This window comes from Nocardioides sp. Root122 (assembly GCF_001425025.1).
Lineage (GTDB): Bacteria > Actinomycetota > Actinomycetes > Propionibacteriales > Nocardioidaceae > Nocardioides.
In genome coordinates this window covers 33375-51100 of sequence record NZ_LMDE01000013.1, presented here as the reverse complement: position 1 = coordinate 51100, position 17726 = coordinate 33375, and the positions used below count along the sequence as shown (strand labels likewise).

The 17726-nt window shown below is 71.2% G+C and carries 16 protein-coding genes; 10 read left to right on the top strand and 6 right to left on the bottom strand.

What is annotated here, in order from left to right; translation table 11 throughout:
* Positions 1 to 49 precede the first annotated feature (49 nt).
* Entirely contained in the window at positions 50 to 586 is a 537-nt protein-coding gene (locus ASC64_RS17345) for a hypothetical protein (RefSeq protein WP_056908813.1), read from the top strand.
* 11 nt (positions 587 to 597) lie between these two features.
* Here the strand turns inward: ASC64_RS17345 and ASC64_RS17340 are convergent, their stop codons facing one another.
* The 4 genes from ASC64_RS17340 to ASC64_RS17325 are packed head-to-tail and all read right to left on the bottom strand — an operon-like array spanning position 598 to position 3967.
* On the bottom strand, positions 598 to 924 hold the full coding sequence (locus ASC64_RS17340; RefSeq protein ID WP_056908812.1) for a sec-independent translocase: 327 nt from the start codon (positions 922 to 924) through the stop codon (positions 598 to 600).
* Between the two features lie 16 nt (positions 925 to 940).
* Entirely contained in the window at positions 941 to 2101 is a 1161-nt protein-coding gene (locus ASC64_RS17335) for an Mrp/NBP35 family ATP-binding protein (protein ID WP_056908811.1), read from the bottom strand.
* A 31-nt stretch (positions 2102 to 2132) separates the two neighbouring features.
* A complete protein-coding gene (locus ASC64_RS17330) occupies positions 2133 to 2675 on the bottom strand; it encodes a DUF1003 domain-containing protein (RefSeq protein WP_056908810.1) in 543 nt (180 codons plus the stop codon).
* Positions 2672 to 3967, bottom strand: coding sequence for a magnesium transporter MgtE N-terminal domain-containing protein (locus ASC64_RS17325; protein ID WP_056908809.1), 1296 nt, complete (start codon positions 3965 to 3967; stop codon positions 2672 to 2674). The genes ASC64_RS17330 and ASC64_RS17325 overlap by 4 nt, the downstream gene beginning before the upstream one ends.
* A gap of 194 nt (positions 3968 to 4161) precedes the next feature.
* On the opposite strand from ASC64_RS17325, the gene ASC64_RS17320 reads away from it, so the two are divergent.
* The 6 genes from ASC64_RS17320 (at position 4162) to ASC64_RS17295 (ending at position 11872) form a co-directional block, all read left to right on the top strand.
* Positions 4162 to 6090, top strand: a complete 1929-nt coding sequence (locus ASC64_RS17320) for an endonuclease/exonuclease/phosphatase family protein (protein ID WP_156385264.1) — start codon at positions 4162 to 4164, stop codon at positions 6088 to 6090.
* Between the two features lie 177 nt (positions 6091 to 6267).
* Positions 6268 to 7431, top strand: coding sequence for an endonuclease/exonuclease/phosphatase family protein (locus tag ASC64_RS17315; protein ID WP_056908807.1), 1164 nt, complete (start codon positions 6268 to 6270; stop codon positions 7429 to 7431).
* A gap of 84 nt (positions 7432 to 7515) precedes the next feature.
* A complete protein-coding gene (locus tag ASC64_RS17310; protein ID WP_056908806.1) occupies positions 7516 to 9081 on the top strand; it encodes a hypothetical protein in 1566 nt (521 codons plus the stop codon).
* Between the two features lie 27 nt (positions 9082 to 9108).
* Positions 9109 to 9321 (top strand): DUF6752 domain-containing protein, encoded by a 213-nt coding sequence (locus tag ASC64_RS17305; RefSeq protein WP_056908805.1) that lies wholly within the window; start codon positions 9109 to 9111, stop codon positions 9319 to 9321.
* A complete protein-coding gene (locus ASC64_RS17300) occupies positions 9318 to 10382 on the top strand; it encodes a hypothetical protein (RefSeq protein ID WP_156385263.1) in 1065 nt (354 codons plus the stop codon). Before ASC64_RS17305 ends, ASC64_RS17300 begins: the two co-directional genes overlap by 4 nt.
* A 38-nt stretch (positions 10383 to 10420) precedes the next feature.
* Positions 10421 to 11872: a phospholipase D-like domain-containing protein gene (locus ASC64_RS17295; protein ID WP_056908803.1), complete on the top strand. Its 1452-nt coding sequence runs from the start codon at positions 10421 to 10423 to the stop codon at positions 11870 to 11872.
* 34 nt (positions 11873 to 11906) lie between these two features.
* Here the strand turns inward: ASC64_RS17295 and ASC64_RS17290 are convergent, their stop codons facing one another.
* Positions 11907 to 12512 carry a hypothetical protein gene (locus ASC64_RS17290; protein ID WP_156385262.1) on the bottom strand — a complete coding sequence of 202 codons (606 nt, stop codon included), beginning with the start codon at positions 12510 to 12512 and terminating at the stop codon, positions 11907 to 11909.
* A gap of 137 nt (positions 12513 to 12649) precedes the next feature.
* On the opposite strand from ASC64_RS17290, the gene ASC64_RS17285 reads away from it, so the two are divergent.
* Complete coding sequence (locus ASC64_RS17285) at positions 12650 to 13846, top strand: acyl-CoA dehydrogenase family protein (protein WP_056908801.1); 1197 nt, start codon at positions 12650 to 12652, stop codon at positions 13844 to 13846.
* Here ASC64_RS17285 and ASC64_RS17280 read toward each other — a convergent pair.
* The gene (locus ASC64_RS17280; RefSeq protein WP_056908800.1) at positions 13831 to 15012 is read right to left on the bottom strand and encodes an ROK family transcriptional regulator; all 1182 of its coding nucleotides are present in this window, start codon (positions 15010 to 15012) and stop codon (positions 13831 to 13833) included. The genes ASC64_RS17285 and ASC64_RS17280 overlap by 16 nt on opposite strands.
* 98 nt (positions 15013 to 15110) lie before the next feature.
* Here ASC64_RS17280 and ASC64_RS17275 point away from each other — a divergent pair, with 98 nt between their 5' ends.
* The gene (locus ASC64_RS17275) at positions 15111 to 16634 is read left to right on the top strand and encodes a sugar ABC transporter ATP-binding protein (RefSeq protein WP_235563805.1); all 1524 of its coding nucleotides are present in this window, start codon (positions 15111 to 15113) and stop codon (positions 16632 to 16634) included.
* Positions 16631 to 17725, top strand: coding sequence for an ABC transporter permease (locus ASC64_RS17270; RefSeq protein WP_056908799.1), 1095 nt, complete (start codon positions 16631 to 16633; stop codon positions 17723 to 17725). Before ASC64_RS17275 ends, ASC64_RS17270 begins: the two co-directional genes overlap by 4 nt.
* Position 17726 lies beyond the last annotated feature (1 nt).

The window sequence follows — 17726 nt, the reverse complement described above, 5'->3', positions numbered from 1 at the left end:
AGGTCTCTCCACAGCACCTGGCCGAGCCGGCGCTGGCTAGGCTCGCGCCATGTCCTGGGAGCACGAGCTGTTCGCGCTGTTCGACGACCTCGAGGGGCAGGCCTCGGCGCTGTGGGAGGTCGACCGGGAGGCCGAGCTCGCCGACCGGGCGCGCGCGGAGTACGCGTCGGTCACCCTGGCCAGCCGGTTGATGGCCTCGCGGGGGCGGCAGGTCGCCCTCGACCTCCCGCACGTCGGTCGCCTCGAGGGCAGCCTCGACCGTGTCGGGGACGGGTGGTGCCTGCTCAGCGGGACGGGGCAGGACTGGATCGTCCCGCTCGCGTCCGTCGCGGCCGTCCGCGGCGCCAGCGGCCGCTCCGTGCCCGAGGTGGCGTGGTCGGTCGTCGACCGGCTCGGTCTCGGCTCAGCCCTGCGCAGGCTCGCCGACGCCGACGAGCGGTGTCAGCTCCACCTCGCTGACGGGACCCGGCACGAGGCACACGTGCACAGGGTCGGCGCCGACTTCCTCGAGGCTAGGGGCGCCCAGGACGAGCGGCTCCTGGTGCCGTACGCCGCCCTGGTGGCCGTGCAGCGGCGCGAGGGGTAGGGCCGCGTCGGTCAGGTCGCCTCGACGTCGTAGGGCGGGACCTGGCCCTCGGGCAGCGTGTCGGCCCGGTTCGCGGCCTGCTCGCGGTCGAAGTCGGCCATCGCCTCGCTGATGTGCTTGCGCACGATGGTGCGGGGGTCGAGGTCGCGCAGCTGCAGGTCGGCGTAGTCCGGGCCGAGCTCGGTGCGCAGCTCGTCGCGGGCGCTGTGCGCGAGCGTGCGGGCGCGGTGCAGCAGCTGGGCGGCCTGGCGGGCCAGGTCCGGGAGCTTGTCGGGGCCGAGCACGACGACCGCGACGAGGGCGATCACGGCCAGCTCCAGCAGCCCGACGTCGAACATGCCCCGAACCTACCGGTCAGAACCGGCTGGAGGGGGTGAGTCCGAGCTGCATGCCGGCCAGACCACGCCCGCGGCCCGACAGCGTCTGCGCCACCCGGGTCAGCTCGCGGGCCGCCGGGGCGCTGGGGTCGGCCTCGACGATGGGCTTGCCGACGTCGCCGCCCTCACGCAGGGAGATGTCGAGCGGGATCGTGGCCAGCACCGGGACGTCGTAGCCGAAGCGCTCGGACAGGGTGCGCGCGACGCGCTCGCCGCCGCCGGTGCCGAAGACGTCCAGCCGGTGGTCGTCCTCGGGCGGGCAGTGCGGGCACGGGAGGTAGCTCATGTTCTCGACGACGCCGATCACCCGCTGGTGCATCATCGATGCCATCGTGCCGGCGCGCTCGGCCACCTCGGCAGCGGCCTCCTGCGGGGTGGTCACCACGATGACCTCGGCGCTGGGCAGGTGCTGGCCCAGCGAGATGGCCACGTCGCCGGTGCCCGGCGGCAGGTCGAGGAGCAGGGCGTCGAGGTCGCCCCAGTAGACGTCGGCGAGCATCTGCACGAGCGCCCGGTCGAGCATCGGACCACGCCAGGCCACGACCTGGTCGCGGCGGGGCTTGAGCATGCCGATCGAGATGACCGAGACGCCGCTCGGGGTCGGCACCGGCATGATCAGGTCGTCGACCTGGGTGGGCCGGGTGTCGGCGATGCCCAGCATCGCCGGCACGGAGTGGCCGTAGATGTCGGCGTCGACGATGCCGACCTTGAGGCCCTGGCCGGCGAGCGCGAGGGCGAGGTTGACCGTGACCGACGACTTGCCGACGCCGCCCTTGCCGCTGGCGATCGCGTAGACCTTGGTCAGGGACCCGGGCTGGGCGAAGGGGATCTCGCGCTGGGCGCGGCCGTCGGAGAGGATCTCCTTGAGGCCTGCGCGCTGCTCGGGGGTCATCACGCCGAGGCTGAGGTCGACCGAGGCGACGCCGGGCACCGCGGTCACGGCGGCGGTGACGTCGCGGTTGATGGTGTCCTTGAGCGGGCAGCCGGCGACGGTGAGGAGCACGTGGACCGCGACGGAGCCGTCGTCGGCCACGGCGACGGAGTCCACCATCCCCAGCTCCGTGATCGGACGCTTGATCTCGGGGTCGTTGACGGTCGCGAGTGCGTCCATCACCTGCTGCTGCGTGGGGGTGCTCATGATGCGCCAGTCTACGAGCCACCCCGCAGCGTCACGGTCCCGGCCGGGAAACCTGGTCCGGGGGAGGCTGGTGCTCGGTGGACAGGTCGGGACGGGAGAGCTCCTCGATGTCGCCGAGCAGGCCGCGCAGCTCGGAGCGGAGGAAGTCGCGGGTGGCGACCTCGCCGACGGACATCCGGAGCGAGGCGACCTCACGAGCGAGGAACTCCATGTCGGCGTGGGCGCGGGCGTTGGCCTGCCGGTCCTGCTCGGCGACGACCTTGTCGCGCTGCTCCTGGCGGTTCTGCGCGAGCAGGATCAGGGGAGCGGCGTAGGACGCCTGCAGGCTGAGCATCAGGGTCAGGAAGATGAACGGGAACTCGTCGAAGCGCAGGTCGGCGGGTGCCAGGACGTTCCACGCGATCCACGCCGCGACGAAGAAGCTCATCCACAGCAGGAACTTCGCGGTGCCCATGTAGCGGGCGAACGACTCGGCGAAGACGCCGAACGCATCGGCGTCGAGCGCCGGGCGGCGCACGAAGGAACGACGGGTCTCGCGCGGGGTGTCGAGGCGGGGCCGACGGCTCTCGCTCATCCTGCCCTCCCGGCCGCAGGCCCTCCGTTGATCCGGCCGGGCCGCGGCGCCCGGTCACGCCAGCCCTCGGGCAGCATGTGGTCGAGCAGGTCGTCGACGGTCACCGCGCCCAGCAGCCGGCCCTCGTCGTCGACGACGGGGGCTGCCACGAGGTTGTAGGTCGCGAGGTGCGCGGCGACCTGGTCCATCGAGGCGTCGGGACGCAGCGGGTCCATCGAGTCGTCCAGCGCGGCGGCGACCAGCGTGGACGGCGGCTCGCGCAGCAGCCGCTGGATGTGCGCGGCGCCGAGCAGCTTGCCGGTGGGCGTCTCCAGCGGCTGGCGGCAGACGTAGACCAGCGCGGCCAGGGCGGGCGTCAGCTCGGGGTTGCGCACGTGGGCGAGGGCGTCGGCGATCGTGGCGTCGGGGGAGAGGATCACCGGCTCGGGCGTCATCATCGCGCCGGCGGTGTTGTCGTCGTAGGACATCAGGCGCCGGACGTCCTCGGCCTCCTCGGGCTCCATCAGCCCGAGCAGCGTGGCGGCGGTCTCGGGGTTGAGGTCGGCGATGAGGTCGGCCGCGTCGTCGGCCGACATCTCCTCGAGGACGTCGGCGGCGCGCTCGGAGTCGAGGTGCTCGAGGATCTCGACCTGGTCCTCCTCGGGCAGCTCCTCGAGGACGTCGGCGAGGCGCTCGTCGTCGAGAGCCGCCACGACGGCCGTACGGCGCTCGGGCGGGAGGTCGTGGATCATGTTGGCCGCGTCGGCCGGTCGCATCTCGTTGAGCGCCGCGATCAGGTGGGTGGCGCCCTGGGTGGGCTCGTGCCGCGTCAGGCCGGTCACGTCGCGCCACTCCACGACGTGGGTCTGGCCGCGGCGCCGGAAGCCCTTGCTGGGCTCCTGCACCGCGACGCGGGACAGCACCCAGTCGCGGTTGCGGGCCTGCTCCATCGCCACGTCGTAGACGACGCCGGTGACGCCGCCGTCCTTGGCGGTGTCCTTGATCGTCACCGTGCGGTCGAGCATCTGGCCCATCACGAGCGTCTCGGTCGAGCGCTGCTCGAACCGGCGCATGTTGAGCAGTCCGGTCGTGTGCACCTGGCCGCTGTCGATCGCGGTGATCCGGGTCATCGGCACGAAGATGCGCCGTCGCCCGAAGACCTCGGCGACCATGCCGAGGACGCGCGGCTGGCTCGTCTCCGTGCGGAGCGCGACCACCAGGTCGCGCACCTTGGCCACCTGGTCGCCCTGGGGGTCGAAGATCGGCAGCCCGACGAGCCGGGCCACGAAGACGCGGGTCGGGGTGGTGCTCACGGCCGCAACGTTAGCGTGCGCGGCCCGCCGGGGCGCTCCGCGACAAGCCGTGCGGGACCGGCGCAGGATGTTACCCTTTCAACGCAGGAGTCACTCCTGTCACATCGATCGGGGGCCGGGTGCGTGCGCCGGGTGGTTCGATCGACCACCTCGAGCGACGCCACTTCCCCGACGACACTGTGAGGCAGCAGCCCATGTTCGCCACGTCCTTCCCCCTCCGAGCCCTCGGTGTGGTGGTGCCTGCCGTGATCGCCGTCGCGGTCGCCGGCACCCTCTCCGACCCCTCGAGCAGTCCGCACGCGTCCGTCCGGACGGTGGCGGACGAGGTCCCCGCCGCGCAGGTCGCGCAGAAGTCGGCGTCGACCGCCGTCCAGACCACGCCGGCGACCTTCTTCCGTGCCGCCACCTTCAACGTGCTCGGCGCCGACCACACCGCGCCGGGTGGCAACCGCAAGGGCTGGGACTCCGGCGTCGTGCGCATGGACCGCGTGGTGACCCTGCTCGGCGAGCACGACCTCGACGTGGTCGGCTTCCAGGAGTTCCAGCCGCCGCAGGCAGCCCGGTTCCAGGAGCTGACGGGCACGTCGTGGCAGACCTATCCCGGCCTCGACACCACGACGGGCGCCCCGTCGGTCAACTCGATCGGGTGGCGCACCGACACGTGGCAGCTGCTCGAGGCACGCACCGTGCCGATCCCCTACTTCGACGGTGCGCCCAGCCGGATGCCCGCCGTGCTCCTGCAGAACGTCGACACCGGCCGCCGCGCCTGGTTCTTCAACACGCACAACCCCGCCGACACCCGCGGCAACGCCCAGCAGTGGCGCGACGCCGGCTTCGCGATGGAGGTGGCGCTGGCCAACGAGCTGCGCACCGCCTACCCCGACGCCCCGTTCATCTCCTTCGGTGACAAGAACGAGCGCGAGCACTACTACTGCGCCGTCGCGCCCGGCGCGAACCTGTGGTCCGCCAGCGGCGGCTACGTCGACGGCACGACCTGCTCGCCCCCGGGCGGGGGAGCGATCGACTGGATCCTCGGCTCCAAGGACGTCTTCTTCAACACCTACACCAGGGTCTGGAACGACTACGTCTCCAAGACCAGCGACCACCCGCTCTACACGACCAACGTCGTCGTCCCCGCCTCCGCGCCGGTGACCGCCCAGCACGTCGTGGTCGTCGCGGTGCCCGGCCTCACCTCCACGGTGGTCCGCGGCCTGGGCTCCAAGGCAGCCGAGCTCGAGCGGATGGTCGCCAACGGCGCCTCCACGATGAACGCGCGCACGGTGACGGAGAGCACCGGTCCCGACGCCAACCTGGTCTCGCTCCTCACCGGCCGCCGGGTCTTCCCCAAGGCCGGCGGGCACGGCGTCGGCGCGGTCGGCAAGCGGGGCAAGAAGGCCAGCACGGTGCACGACGCGGCCGGCCAGTACGTCTCCAGCATCTTCGACCTGGCCCACAACAACTCCCTGCGCACCAGCTTCGTGGCCAGCCGGCCCGAGGCGCAGCTCGTCCGGACGAGCTGGAACAAGAAGGCGGGCGGCAAGGACCCCTACGGCGTCGACGACGGCACGGCCAAGTTCGACAAGGCCACCGTGCTGCGCGACGACTCCAAGGCCGTGGCCTGGTGGAAGTCCAAGATCGCCCGTCGCCCCTTCGACCTGAGCGTCGTCGAGCTGTCCGGCGCCTACAAGGAGGGCCAGCGCAGCGGCTACACCGGTGAGCCCTACCAGCGGGCCGTGCGCAAGATCTCCCAGCGGGTCGCGGCGATCCGACGCGGGATCGCTGCCCAGCCGGAGATGAACGGCACCACGCTGCTCGTCGTGGTCGGCACCTCCGGTGCCCAGAAGGCCGGCAAGGGCTCGAAGTCCTGGCCCGAGGGCTTCCGCGTGCCGATGTGGGTGACCGGTCCCGGCGTGCCCGCCGACGACGACCTCTACGGCCTCAACCCGTCGCTGTCCTCGCCCTCGAGCGACCAGCCGAACTACTCGGGGATCCAGCCGATCCGCACCGGCGGTGTCGCGAACCTGGTCACCCGCGTCCTGCGGCTGCCCCCGGTGCCCGGCTCCACCATGGACACCGACCAGCGGTTCCAGATCTTCGACCCCGCGACCCTGCCGGGGGCCTGAGCAAGGGCTCGTCGCCACCTACGGGCTTCGACGTCCGGGCTGGGACGGCCGGGTTGACGTTCGGGTTGAGCGTTCGTTGGGCGGGCCGACGCGCTTCCCGGTACCCTGATGCCTCGAGCCTCAGGCGGGGATCGCGCTGGTGCCTGCCTCAGTCGGCTCCCGAGCCAGAAGGTGACCGTGGACCCCAGGAAGCTCCCCGCGCTCCCGAGCGCGCTCCGGACGCCCCCTGCGTGGCTGGTCCCCAGCGTCGTGGTCGTGGTGCTGGCGAGCCTGCTCTGGTTCTCGTTCGGCATGGGACCCGGTCGCGGCCCGCAGGGGTCGATCGGTCTCGGCTCGCAGTCCACCGACCGCTCGGGCGACTCCGCCGGCAGCCACGCGGACACCGACGACCTCGAGACCGGTGAGCCCGACGAGGGCGAGGGAGAGGGCAAGGACAAGGGCGCCGGCAAGAAGGACCGCACCGACCCGCCGGCGGTAGAGCCGACCTCGTCCACGACCTCACCGGCACTCGAGCGGTCCGTACGCCGCTTCCGTGCGGCCCAGCGCCGGCTCGCCCAGCAGGTCAACCAGCAGCTCGAGCGCCGTACGCAGGCGTTCTCGTTCCGCGTCGCGAGCTTCAACCTCCTCGGCGACTCCCACACGGGCCCGGGCGGCAACAAGCCCGGCTTCCCCGACGCCGGCCCCCGCATGGACATGGCGATCGGAGCGCTGCGCCGCAGCGACATCGACGTCGTGGGCTTCCAGGAGATGGAGTCGTCGCAGTTCGCCATGTTCAGCGCCCGGGCGGGGGAGTACTCCCTCTACCCCGGCCTGGCGATGGGCGACAAGTCGGTCCGCTTCAACATCGCCTGGCGCTCGAGCGTGTGGCAGATGGTCGACGCCCACACCCTGTCGATCCCCTACGCCGGCGGCAGCCGCATCGAGATGCCGGTGGTCCTGCTGGAGTCCATCGCCACGGGCCGCCGGGCATGGTTCGCGAACTTCCACAACCCCGCCGACACCCCCAACCTCGGCAACAACGGGCGCTGGCGCGCCGAGGCAGCGGGCATCGAGATCTCCCACCTGACCGCGCTGCACCAGGAGCAGGGCATCCCGGTCATCGCCACGGGCGACTACAACGAGCGCGAGGAGATCTTCTGCCGCTTCACCGCGGGCGGCGTGTTCACCGCGGCCGCGGGCGGCAGCAACTCCGGCGGGTGCCTGCCGCCGAGCGGCATGCAGGTCGACTGGATCTTCGGCTCGTCCGGCGTCGACTTCGACAACTACTACGTCACCGGCGTCGGCAACGCCTCCGACCACAACATGGTGAACGCCGGGGCCACGCTGCTCGCCACCGGGTGACCGGGCCGCCCGGCGCCACCTCCCTGCCACCTCCTGCCACCTCCCCGACACCTCGCGCGCTGCGCCGTCGATATAGTCAACGCTGTGAAGCCCCTGACCGCGTTGCGCCTTCGCGGCGCACCGGAGGTCCGGGCCATCGACGTCGACGGCGTCCACCTCGCGGGCCGCAAGGAGCGCCTGGTCGACGTCTCGTTCGGGGAGCGGCGCATCTGGTCCTTCTGGCTCCTGCGCGACGGGGAGGAGGAGGACGGTGGCCGGGTCGTGCACTGGCCCAAGCCGCTGCGTCCCCTCCTCGACGGCGTCGCCCACCTCACCCTGACCGACGCCGCGTCCGGCGAGCAGATCTTCTCCGACGAGGTGCGCTTCGGCACGGGCACGGGCCAGATCGAGATCGTCAACGCGGCCGGGCGCCCGCTGGCGATCGACAAGTCGCTCAAGCTCGTCGAGACCTTCGACACCCGTGACGCCGCGCAGGTCGAGCCCCTCCTCGACGCGATCGACGAGGTCCTGGGTGCCCTCCGGGAGGCCGGCGTGCAGCCGTTCCTCGCCTACGGCACCGCGCTCGGCGCGATCCGGGACGGCGGGCTGATCGGTCACGACAGCGACGCGGACCTGGGCTACGTCAGCGACCGCGACCACCCGGTCGACGTGATCCGGGAGTCCTTCAGGCTCCAGCGCACCCTCACCGACATGGGCTACCGGGTCACCCGCTACTCCGCGATCGCCTTCAAGGTGCACGTCGAGGAGAGCGACGGCCTCGACCGCGGGCTCGACGTGTTCGGCGGCTTCATGCGCGACGGCATCCTCTACCTGATGGGCGAGATCGCGGTGCCCTTCGAGCGGTCGTGGATCTACCCGCTCGGCTCGGCGAGCCTGGAGGGCCGGACCTTCCCGGTGCCCGCCGACCCCGACAAGTTCCTCACCGTCACCTACGGTCCCGGCTGGCGCGTGCCCGACCCGGCCTACAAGTTCACCACCCCGGCCAGCACCATCGAGCTCTTCAACGGGTGGTTCCGCGGGATGCGCACGGGACGCGCCGGCTGGCACGGCTACTTCAAGCGGACCGCCGGTCAGGTCGTGCGGGAGTCCGCCGTCGCCCGCCTGGCCGCCGAGCGGCACCCCGACCTGGTGACCTACGTCGACATCGGCTGCGGTCGTGGTGCCGACGTGGCCTGGTTCGCCGACCGCGGCACACGCGCCGTCGGCCTCGACTTCCAGCCCTACGCCTACGGTCCCGAGGCGGAGCGGCGCGCCGACGACGACCGGGTCACCTTCCAGCTCTTCAACCTCCTCGAGCTGCGCCACGTCCTGGCCGTCTCGGCCTGGGTCGCCCGGATGCCGGGCCCACGCGCCGTGGGCTGCGTGCACGTCGTGGAGCGGCTCGGCCGCCGCGGCCGCCTCAACATGCTGCGGTCGGCCCGGATGATGCTGGCCGGCACCTCGGGTGCGCTCTACCTGCAGTTCCTCAGCGAGCGCGGCCGGGACGGCTACGCCCGCCGCACCGGCGTACGCCAGGCCCTCGACGTGGGCGTCGTGCGCGCCGAGGTCGCGGAGTCCGGGGGACGGGTGCTGGAATGCGTCGAGGAGGACGTCTCGGGTGGCTCCGACAGCTCCCGGGTCTGCCGCATGGTCATCGACTGGAGCTCGTGAAGTGGCACTCGAGAAGTGGGAGTTGTGATGTTCGGACGCGTGAAGGCCGGTCGCACCGGCGGGGGTGACCTGGAGTCGAGGGTCGCTGCCCTGGAGGCGGCGGTGCAGGAGAACCGCGCCCTCAACGTGCGGCTCGCCGAGCTGACGGACGTGGTGACCGAGCTGCTGCTCCCGGTCGCCGCCCGCGACGAGGACAAGCTCGAGGAGATCCTGGCGAAGTACCGCGGGGACTTCTCTTGAGCCCAGCCCGGCACGTTCCTCGTCGGGCATTCCTGCACATCGGCCTGCCGAAGACGGGCACGACGTACCTCCAGCACGTCCTGTGGGGCAACCGGGACCGGTTGCGCAAGGACGGCGTCCTCCTGCCCGGCTTCGGGCACCGCGAGCACCTGTGGGCCGCACTCGACCTGCAGGAGCGTCCACGCCTGGCCAAGCGCCACGTCAAGGCGCCCGGGAGCTGGGAGCGACTGGTCGACGAGGCAGCCGGTCGTGACGAGGACGTGCTGCTGACGCACGAGTTCTTCTGCGGTGCGAGCGCCGAGCAGGCCGCCCGCGCGCTGGGCGCCTTCGGTGACGCCGAGGTGCACCTGGTCATCACCGCGCGGCCGTCCGCCGACGTGGTGTCCGCCGGGTGGCAGGAGTCGGTCAAGAACGGCAGCACCGTCGACCTGGACGCGGTCATGGCGGGCAAGGCCGCTGGCGGGCCGGAGTTCAGCATGCGCACGTGGGACCTCGCCGGTGTGCTCGAGCGCTGGACCCCCGACCTGCCGCCCGAGCGCGTGCACGTGCTCGTGATGCCCGGCCCCGGGGAGCCGCGCGACGCCCACTGGCAGCACTTCGCCGAGGTCATCGGCGTCGATCCGCACGGCTACGACGCTCCGAGCGAGTCGCTCAACCCGGCACTGGGCATCGTCCAGATCGAGCTGCTGCGCCAGGTGAACAAGCACCTGACCGGCTACTCGGCGCTCGAGCGCGGGGTCTGGATCCGCGGCTACCTCGCCGAGGACCTGCTGGCCGGGCAGGAGCGGGAGCGCGGCGGGCTGCCCACGAAGTACCTCGACCGCTTCGCCGAGCTCGACCGGGCCGCCGCCTCGCTGGTCGCCGACCGCGGCTTCGACGTCAAGGGCGACCTGGCCCGTCTGAGGGCCCCGCAGCAGGTCGCGGCAGGTGCTGCGCGAGTGCCCGAGAGCGTCTCGCCGGAGGAGCTTCTGGAGTCGGCGGGCCGCCTCGTCGCTGCTATCGTGGCCGACGTTCGCGCGAGCACAGGTGATGTGCCGCCCCGGTTCCGCGGGAACCTCTGACTCGGGCACCCCCGGGGTGCCACGTAGGAGAATTCGACGTGCGTCACAAGATCCTGTCCCTGCTCAGCGTCTGGGGCCTCGCCGCCAGCCTGGCCGTCCCGGCCGTCGCCGCCGGCGGCCTGACCGCGGGAGCGAGCGCAGCGGCGCCCACCGCGCGCAGCGCCGCGCCGTCCGCTGCGGAGCCGGCCGCCCGGAAGCCGGGCAAGCCGAACAAGAAGTGGAAGGTCCCCCTCGGGCCGAAGTTCAACAACCCGATGGTGCCCAGCGAGCGCTTCGTCATCGAGCGCCACATCCTGCGCGCCATCCGCAACACGCCCAAGGGCGAGAAGATCGTCATCTCGGCCTACTCCCTGGACCGCCAGGTGTTCGCCGACGAGCTGATCCGCGCCCACAAGCGCGGGGTCAAGGTGCAGGTGCTCCTCAACGACCACCTCGTGCCCAACGCCCAGGTCCGCATCCAGCGCGTGCTGGGGCACAAGACCACGAGGTCGAGCTTCCTCAAGCGCTGCGTCTCCGGCTGCCGGGCCGACGAGAACGAGTACAACAACCTGCACAGCAAGTTCTACCTGTTCAGCCGCACCGGCCGGAACCGCAATGTCGTCATGCTCGGCTCGCACAACATGACGCTCAACGCCGTGCGCTGGCAGTGGAACGACCTGTGGACCAGCGTGGGCAAGAAGCAGCTCTACGACCAGTTCGTCACCCTGTTCAACGACATGCGTCCCGACTGGGACCGCCGCCGGGCGACGTACTCGTTCTGCGAGGACGGGCTCAACTGCCCGGCCGGTGACCAGCAGAAGTACTTCACCACGGTCTTCCCGCGCTACACCACGCCGCAGACCGACATCATCATCGACATCCTCAACAACGTGCAGTGCGTCTACACCGACGCCGCCGGCGCCCAGAGGCGCACCCTGCTGCGCCTGTCCATGCACACGATGCGCGGCAACCGTGGCAACTACATCGCCGACAAGCTCCGCGAGCTCTACGCCAACGGCTGCAACCTGCGGGTGAACTACGGCCTGATGGGCTTCTACACCAAGCAGCACATCGGTGCGCCGACCGCGCGCGGGCGTGTGCCGCTGCGCTCCACCGGCTTCAACCTCGTCGACGACCCTGTCTCCACGGCGCCGGACGACGAGGAGGAGCCCGAGAACATCGAGCGCTACACGCACCAGAAGTACTTCGTGCTGCGCGGCTCCTACCGCGGCAACGTGGACAGCAACATCGTGTGGACCGGGTCGACCAACTGGTCGAGCCTCGGCACGCCGCAGGACGAGATCCTGTTCGCGATGCACGGTCGCCAGATGGTGCGCGACTACCTGGAGAACTTCGACCTCATGTGGAGGAAGCCCTACAGCCGCGACGCCTACACCACGACGTACTCCGAGTGGAAGATGGTCGACGGGCGTCGTGTGGGCGTGAAGCCGATGACCACCATCGAGCCCGACGGGCTCAAGGCCGGCGGCCCCACGTGGGAGGACGACTGACCGAGGGCCTGCCGTCCGGGGCTGCTCCTGACACCTATTCCTGGAAGCCGGCGTCCTCGGCGGGCAGCAACGTCTCTGCGAGCGCACGCACGTCATCGGGGGAGGCGGCCTGGAGCACGACGGTGCTGCCCTTGAGGTCGAGCGCGATCACGTCCAGGCCGTCCTGGGCCTGCCATGCCGACCACGTGCCGGTGCCGTAGTCGGTGAGGTCGACGTCGTCGACGGCCGCGAGCCCGGAGGCGTCGGCGAGCGCGTCCTCGGCGGTGCCGGGCAGCTGGTCGAGGGTGACGTCGCTGGTCGGGCTGGTGAACTCCATGCGCCACCACTGGGGGTCGGCCTGGTAGCCGCCGCCGACGGCGGTCCACCCGTCGGGGAGCACCGACGGCACCATGGTGATGAGCTTGTCGTCGACCGCCTTGAGGGCGGCCTTGCGGTAGCGCGGCTTGAGCGCGGGCTCCTCGCCGAAGTCGACGAACGTGACCTGCGCGGGCTCCTCGGAAGGCTCTGCGCTCGAGCTCGGGGTCGCCGACGAGCCCGACTCCGGGTCCTCGGCGGTGTCCGTGCCGTCGTCACCGCAGGCGCTGGTCACCAGGGCGAGCGAGGCGGCGAGGGCGGCTCCGGAGCTCAGTGTCAGTCGCATGCGCTCCATCGTCTCACGTCGTGTCACACGCGTCCCACGGCCCGTGTGACCTCTCTCTCTGCTCGTAGCCCTGCCCAGGTGAACGGGCGATAACTAGACTCCGAGCGTTCCGCCCACGAGCGCACAGGAGCCACCGCATGCCCCGCCTCTGCCAGACCGACGGCCTCTCCGAGGACCAGAGCGAGATCCTGAAGGCGGTGCGCCAGTTCGTGGATGAGCAGATCATTCCGGTGGCGCAGGAGCTCGAGCACGCCGACGAGTACCCGACCGAGATCATCGAGGGCCTCAAGGAGCTCGGCGTCTTCGGCCTCACCATCCCGGAGGAGTTCGGTGGCCTCGGTGAGTCGCTGCTGACCTACGCGCTGGTGGTGGAGGAGATCGCGCGGGGGTGGATGAGCGTGTCGGGTGTGATCAACACCCACTTCATCGTGGCCTACATGCTGATCCAGCACGGCACGGACGAGCAGAAGGCGAAGTACCTGCCCAAGATGGCGACCGGCGAGGTCCGCGGGGCGTTCAGCATGTCCGAGCCCGGCCTCGGGTCCGACGTCTCGGCGGTGTCGACCAAGGCGACCCGCGGCGAGGACGGGTCGTACTCGATCACGGGTCAGAAGATGTGGCTGACCAACGGCGCCACCTCGACGCTGGTCGCGGTGCTGACCAAGACCGACGAGGGTGCGGAGTCGGTGTACAAGAACATGACGACGTTCCTGGTCGAGAAGGAGCCCGGCTTCGGCGAGACCGCCCAGGGCGTCACCGTGCCGGGCAAGATCGACAAGATGGGCTACAAGGGCGTCGAGACCACCGAGCTCATCCTCGAGGGCCACCAGATCGCCGCGGAGCAGATCCTCGGTGGGGAGCCCGGCAAGGGCTTCTTCCAGATGATGGACGGCGTCGAGGTCGGCCGCGTCAACGTCGCCGCCCGCGCGTGCGGCCTGGCCTGGCGCGGCTTCGAGCTCGGCATCGCCTACGCCCAGCAGCGCAAGACCTTCGGCAAGGCGATCGCGGAGCACCAGGCGGTGCTGTTCCGGCTCGCGGAGATGGCCACCAAGGTCGAGGTCGCCCACACCATGATGGTCAAGGCCGCCCGCCTGAAGGACACCGGGAAGCGCATGGACGTCGAGGCCGGCATGGCCAAGATGGTCGCCAGCGAGTACGCCAACGAGGTCGTGGAGGACTCCTTCCGCATCCACGGCGGCTACGGCTACTCCAAGGAGTACGAGATCGAGCGCCTGATGCGCGAGGTCAAGTTCATGCTCATCGGCGAAGGCACCTCCGACATCCAGAAGATGATCATCGGCCGCAGCCTGCTCAAGGACTACAAGCTGCGCTGAGCCTCAGCCGCTGCCATCGCCTCGCTGGCCGCCTCGACGACCTCGGGGGAGAGCACGTGCTCGATGGCGAGCGCGGACGCGCCGAGCACGGCTGCCTCGCCACCGGCGCGTGAGGTGACGATGCGCAGGTGCTCGGTCGCCAGGGGCAGCGAGCGCTGGTAGACCGACTCGCGGATGCCCGCGAGAAGGTGCTCGCCGGCGCCGGCCAGCTGACCGCCGATCACGACGACCGACGGGTTGATCAGGTTGGTCATGGTCGCCACGACCTCACCGATGTCGCGCCCCGCCTGGCGGACGACCGCCATGGCGACCGGGTTGCCGGCGCGGACCAGGTCGACGACGTCGCCACCCGTCTTGGCGTCCTCGCCCTGCTCGCGGACCGCCGCCGCCAGCGCCGGACCGGCCGCCAGCGCCTCGAGGCAGCCGGTGTTGCCGCAGCGGCACAGCACGTCGGCGGCCCGGGGGACCCGGACGTGCCCGAGGTCGCCCGCCGTGCCGCGTGCCCCGCGCTGCAGCACCCCGCCGGAGACGATGCCGGCGCCGATGCCGGTGGCGACCTTGATCAGGACGAGGTCGTCGACGTCGCGCAGGTGGGCGCGGCGCTCGCCGAGGGCCATGATGTTGACGTCGTTGTCGACGAGGACCGGCACGTCGTAGACGCGCTGCAGGTGCCCCGGCACGTCGTAGCGGTCCCATCCCGGCATGATCGGCGGGTTGATGGGGCGTCCGGTCGAGTGCTCCACGGGGCCGGGCAGGCCGATGCCGATCGCGGCGAGGTCCTCGATCGGACGGTCGCTGGCCGCGAAGAGGTCACGCACGGTCTGGACCACCCAGCCGAGCACCTCCTCGGGGCCGGCCGCCACCTCGAGCCGGGCGTCGGTCTCGCCCAGGATCTGGCCGTCGAGGTCGGTGAGGGCGGCGCGCGCGTGGGTCGCGCCGACGTCGACCCCGACCACCAGCTTGGCGCCGGCGTTGAGGGCGAACAGCGTCGGAGGCCGACCACCCGTGGAACGAGCGCCGCCGTAGGGCGCCACCAGCCCCAGGCGCATCAGCGTGTCGATCCGGGCGGCGACCGTGGACCGCGCGAGGCCGGTCGCCTCGGCCAGCTGGGAGCGGGTCCACGGCCTGCCGTCGCGGAGGAGGTCGAAGAGCTCGCCGGTGCGCACGAGGTGGAGTCAAGCACATGGTCCTTACTTTCCACAGATAAGACCACACTTTTGTCAGGTACTCGACAAAAGTCGGTGACGCATGCCACAGTTCGGGCGTGACGACCCAGCCGACCACTGCGCCGCTGCTCGAGATGCGCGGCATCGTGAAGCGATTCCCCGGCGTGCTGGCGCTGGGCGGTGTCGACCTCGACGTCCGTCCCGGCGAGGTGCACTGCCTCCTGGGGCAGAACGGTGCCGGCAAGTCCACCCTCATCAAGGTGCTCTCGGCCAGCTACCAGCCCGACGAGGGCGAGGTCCTCTGGGAGGGCCGCCCCGTCGCCCTGCCCACGCCCCAGTCGGCGATGAGGCTGGGCATCTCCACGATCTACCAGGAGCTCGACCTGGTGCCTGGCCTCTCCGTCGCGGAGAACATCTTCCTCGGCCACGAGCTCTCCTCGGGCGGGATGAGCCAGCGCGGCCGGACGAACCGCGCCGCCGCAGACCTCCTCGCCCGCCTCGGTCACGGCGAGATCTCTCCCACGCGCGAGGTCGGACGCCTCACGCCCGCCGCACAGCAGATCGTCAGCATGGCGCGGGCGCTGTCGCAGGACACCCGCCTGCTCGTCCTCGACGAGCCGTCCGCCGTGCTCGACCAGGGCGAGGTCGACAACCTCTTCCGGGTGATCCGCGACCTCACCGCCGAGGGCGTGGCCGTGGTCTACATCTCCCACCGCCTCGAGGAGATCCGCCAGATCGGCGACCGCATCACCGTGCTCAAGGACGGCAGGACCGTCGCCACGGGCCTCGCCGTGGCCGAGACGCCCACGGCCGACCTCATCACGCTGATGACCGGTCGCTCGATCGAGTACGTCTTCCCGCCCCGTGGCGACGCCGTGGTGACGACGGGCGAACCCGTCCTCGAGGTCAGCGACCTCGAGCTGGCGGGCGTCTTCTCCGGCGTCGACCTGAGGGTCCACGCCGGCGAGATCGTCGGGCTGGCCGGGCTCGTGGGGGCCGGCCGGTCCGAGATCCTCGAGACCGTCTACGGCGCCCGCCGTGCCTCCGCCGGCACCGTCCGCGTCAACGGACGCGAGCTGCGGCGCGGGTCCGTCCCTGCGGCGGTGAAGGCCGGTCTCGGGCTGGCGCCCGAGGAGCGCAAGAGCCAGGGCCTGCTGCTCGACCAGGCGGTCTACCGCAACGTCACCGTCTCCACCCTGGGCCGCTTCGCCCGCCTCGGCTTCCTCGACAGCGGCGACGAGCGTCGCCGCGCCGCCGAGGTCACCCAGTCCCTCGACGTACGTCCGGCCGGGGTCGACCGGCTGGTGCGCCTGCTCTCCGGCGGCAACCAGCAGAAGGTCGTCCTGGCGCGGTGGCTGCTCCGCGAGTGCCGGGTGCTCCTGCTCGACGAGCCCACCCGCGGCGTCGACGTCGGCGCGAGGGCGGAGATCTACGCCGTGGTGCGCGCGCTGGCCGACTCCGGGGTCGCCGTCGTCGTCGTGTCGAGCGAGGTGGAGGAGGTGCTCGGTCTGGCGGACCGGGTGCTGGTTGTCCGCGAGGGCCGCGTCGTGCACGAGGGCCCCGCGCACGAGATCGACGAGTCCCGGGTCCTCGACCTGGTCATGGAAGGAAGCGCCGCATGAGCGAGCACCGCACCACCCCCGGCACCGACGGCCCCGACCTGGCTGCCGTCGAGAACCCCGTGGCCCCGTCGAACGACAGCGTCCGGGTGGAGCACGCCGCCGCGGAGCCCGAGGGCACCTCGCGGGGCGCCGGCCTGATGAGCGGGGCGTTCGGACGCAACCTCGGCCTGGTGCTCGCCCTGCTCGTGATCTGCGTCGTCGGCGTGGTCACGGCCGGCGACCGCTTCGCGAGCGTCGACAACATGGTGACCATCCTCCGGCTCGCGTCCATCGTGGGCGTGGTCAGCATCGGCATGACCTTCGTGATCACTGGCGGCGGCATCGACCTGTCCGTCGGGGCGATCGTGGCCCTGTCCTCGGTGTGGGCGAGCACCTTCGCCACCCAGACCATGGCCGAGGACACGCACTGGCTGGTCATGGTGTTCACCGCCCTCGCGGTCGGCGGCGCCTGCGGCCTCGTCAACGGCGTGCTGATCGCCTACGGCAACATCGTGCCGTTCATCATGACCCTCGCCATGCTGGCGTCCGCGCGCGGACTGGCGGAGATCATCTCCGAGCGCCGTACGCAGATCGTGCGCGTGGAGGGGTTCAAGGACTTCTGGTCCGCCGACGTCCTCGGTGTCCCGCTGCTGGTCGTCATCTTCGCCCTGGTCTCCGTGGGCGGCTGGTTCCTCTTCAACCGGACCACGTTCGGTCGACGGACCCTGGCCGTGGGCGGCAATCCCGAAGCGGCGCGCCTCGCCGGCATCAACGTCAAGCGGCACACGGTGCTCCTCTACGTGCTGGTCGGCCTCTGCTGCGGCCTGGCCGCGCTCATGTACCTCGCCCGCACCTCGACCGGCAGTTCCACCCACGGGACGTTGCTGGAGCTCGACGTGATCGCCGCCGTCGTCATCGGCGGGACGCTGCTCACCGGTGGGCGCGGCACCATCGTCGGCACCGTGATCGGCGTGCTCATCTTCAGCACGCTGAGCAACGTGTTCGTCCTCAACAACCAGGACAGCTCGACCCAGGCCGTCGCCAAGGGCCTGATCATCGTCGTCGCCGTGCTGCTCCAGCAGCGCCTGGCCCGACGCTCGACCACGACCTGAT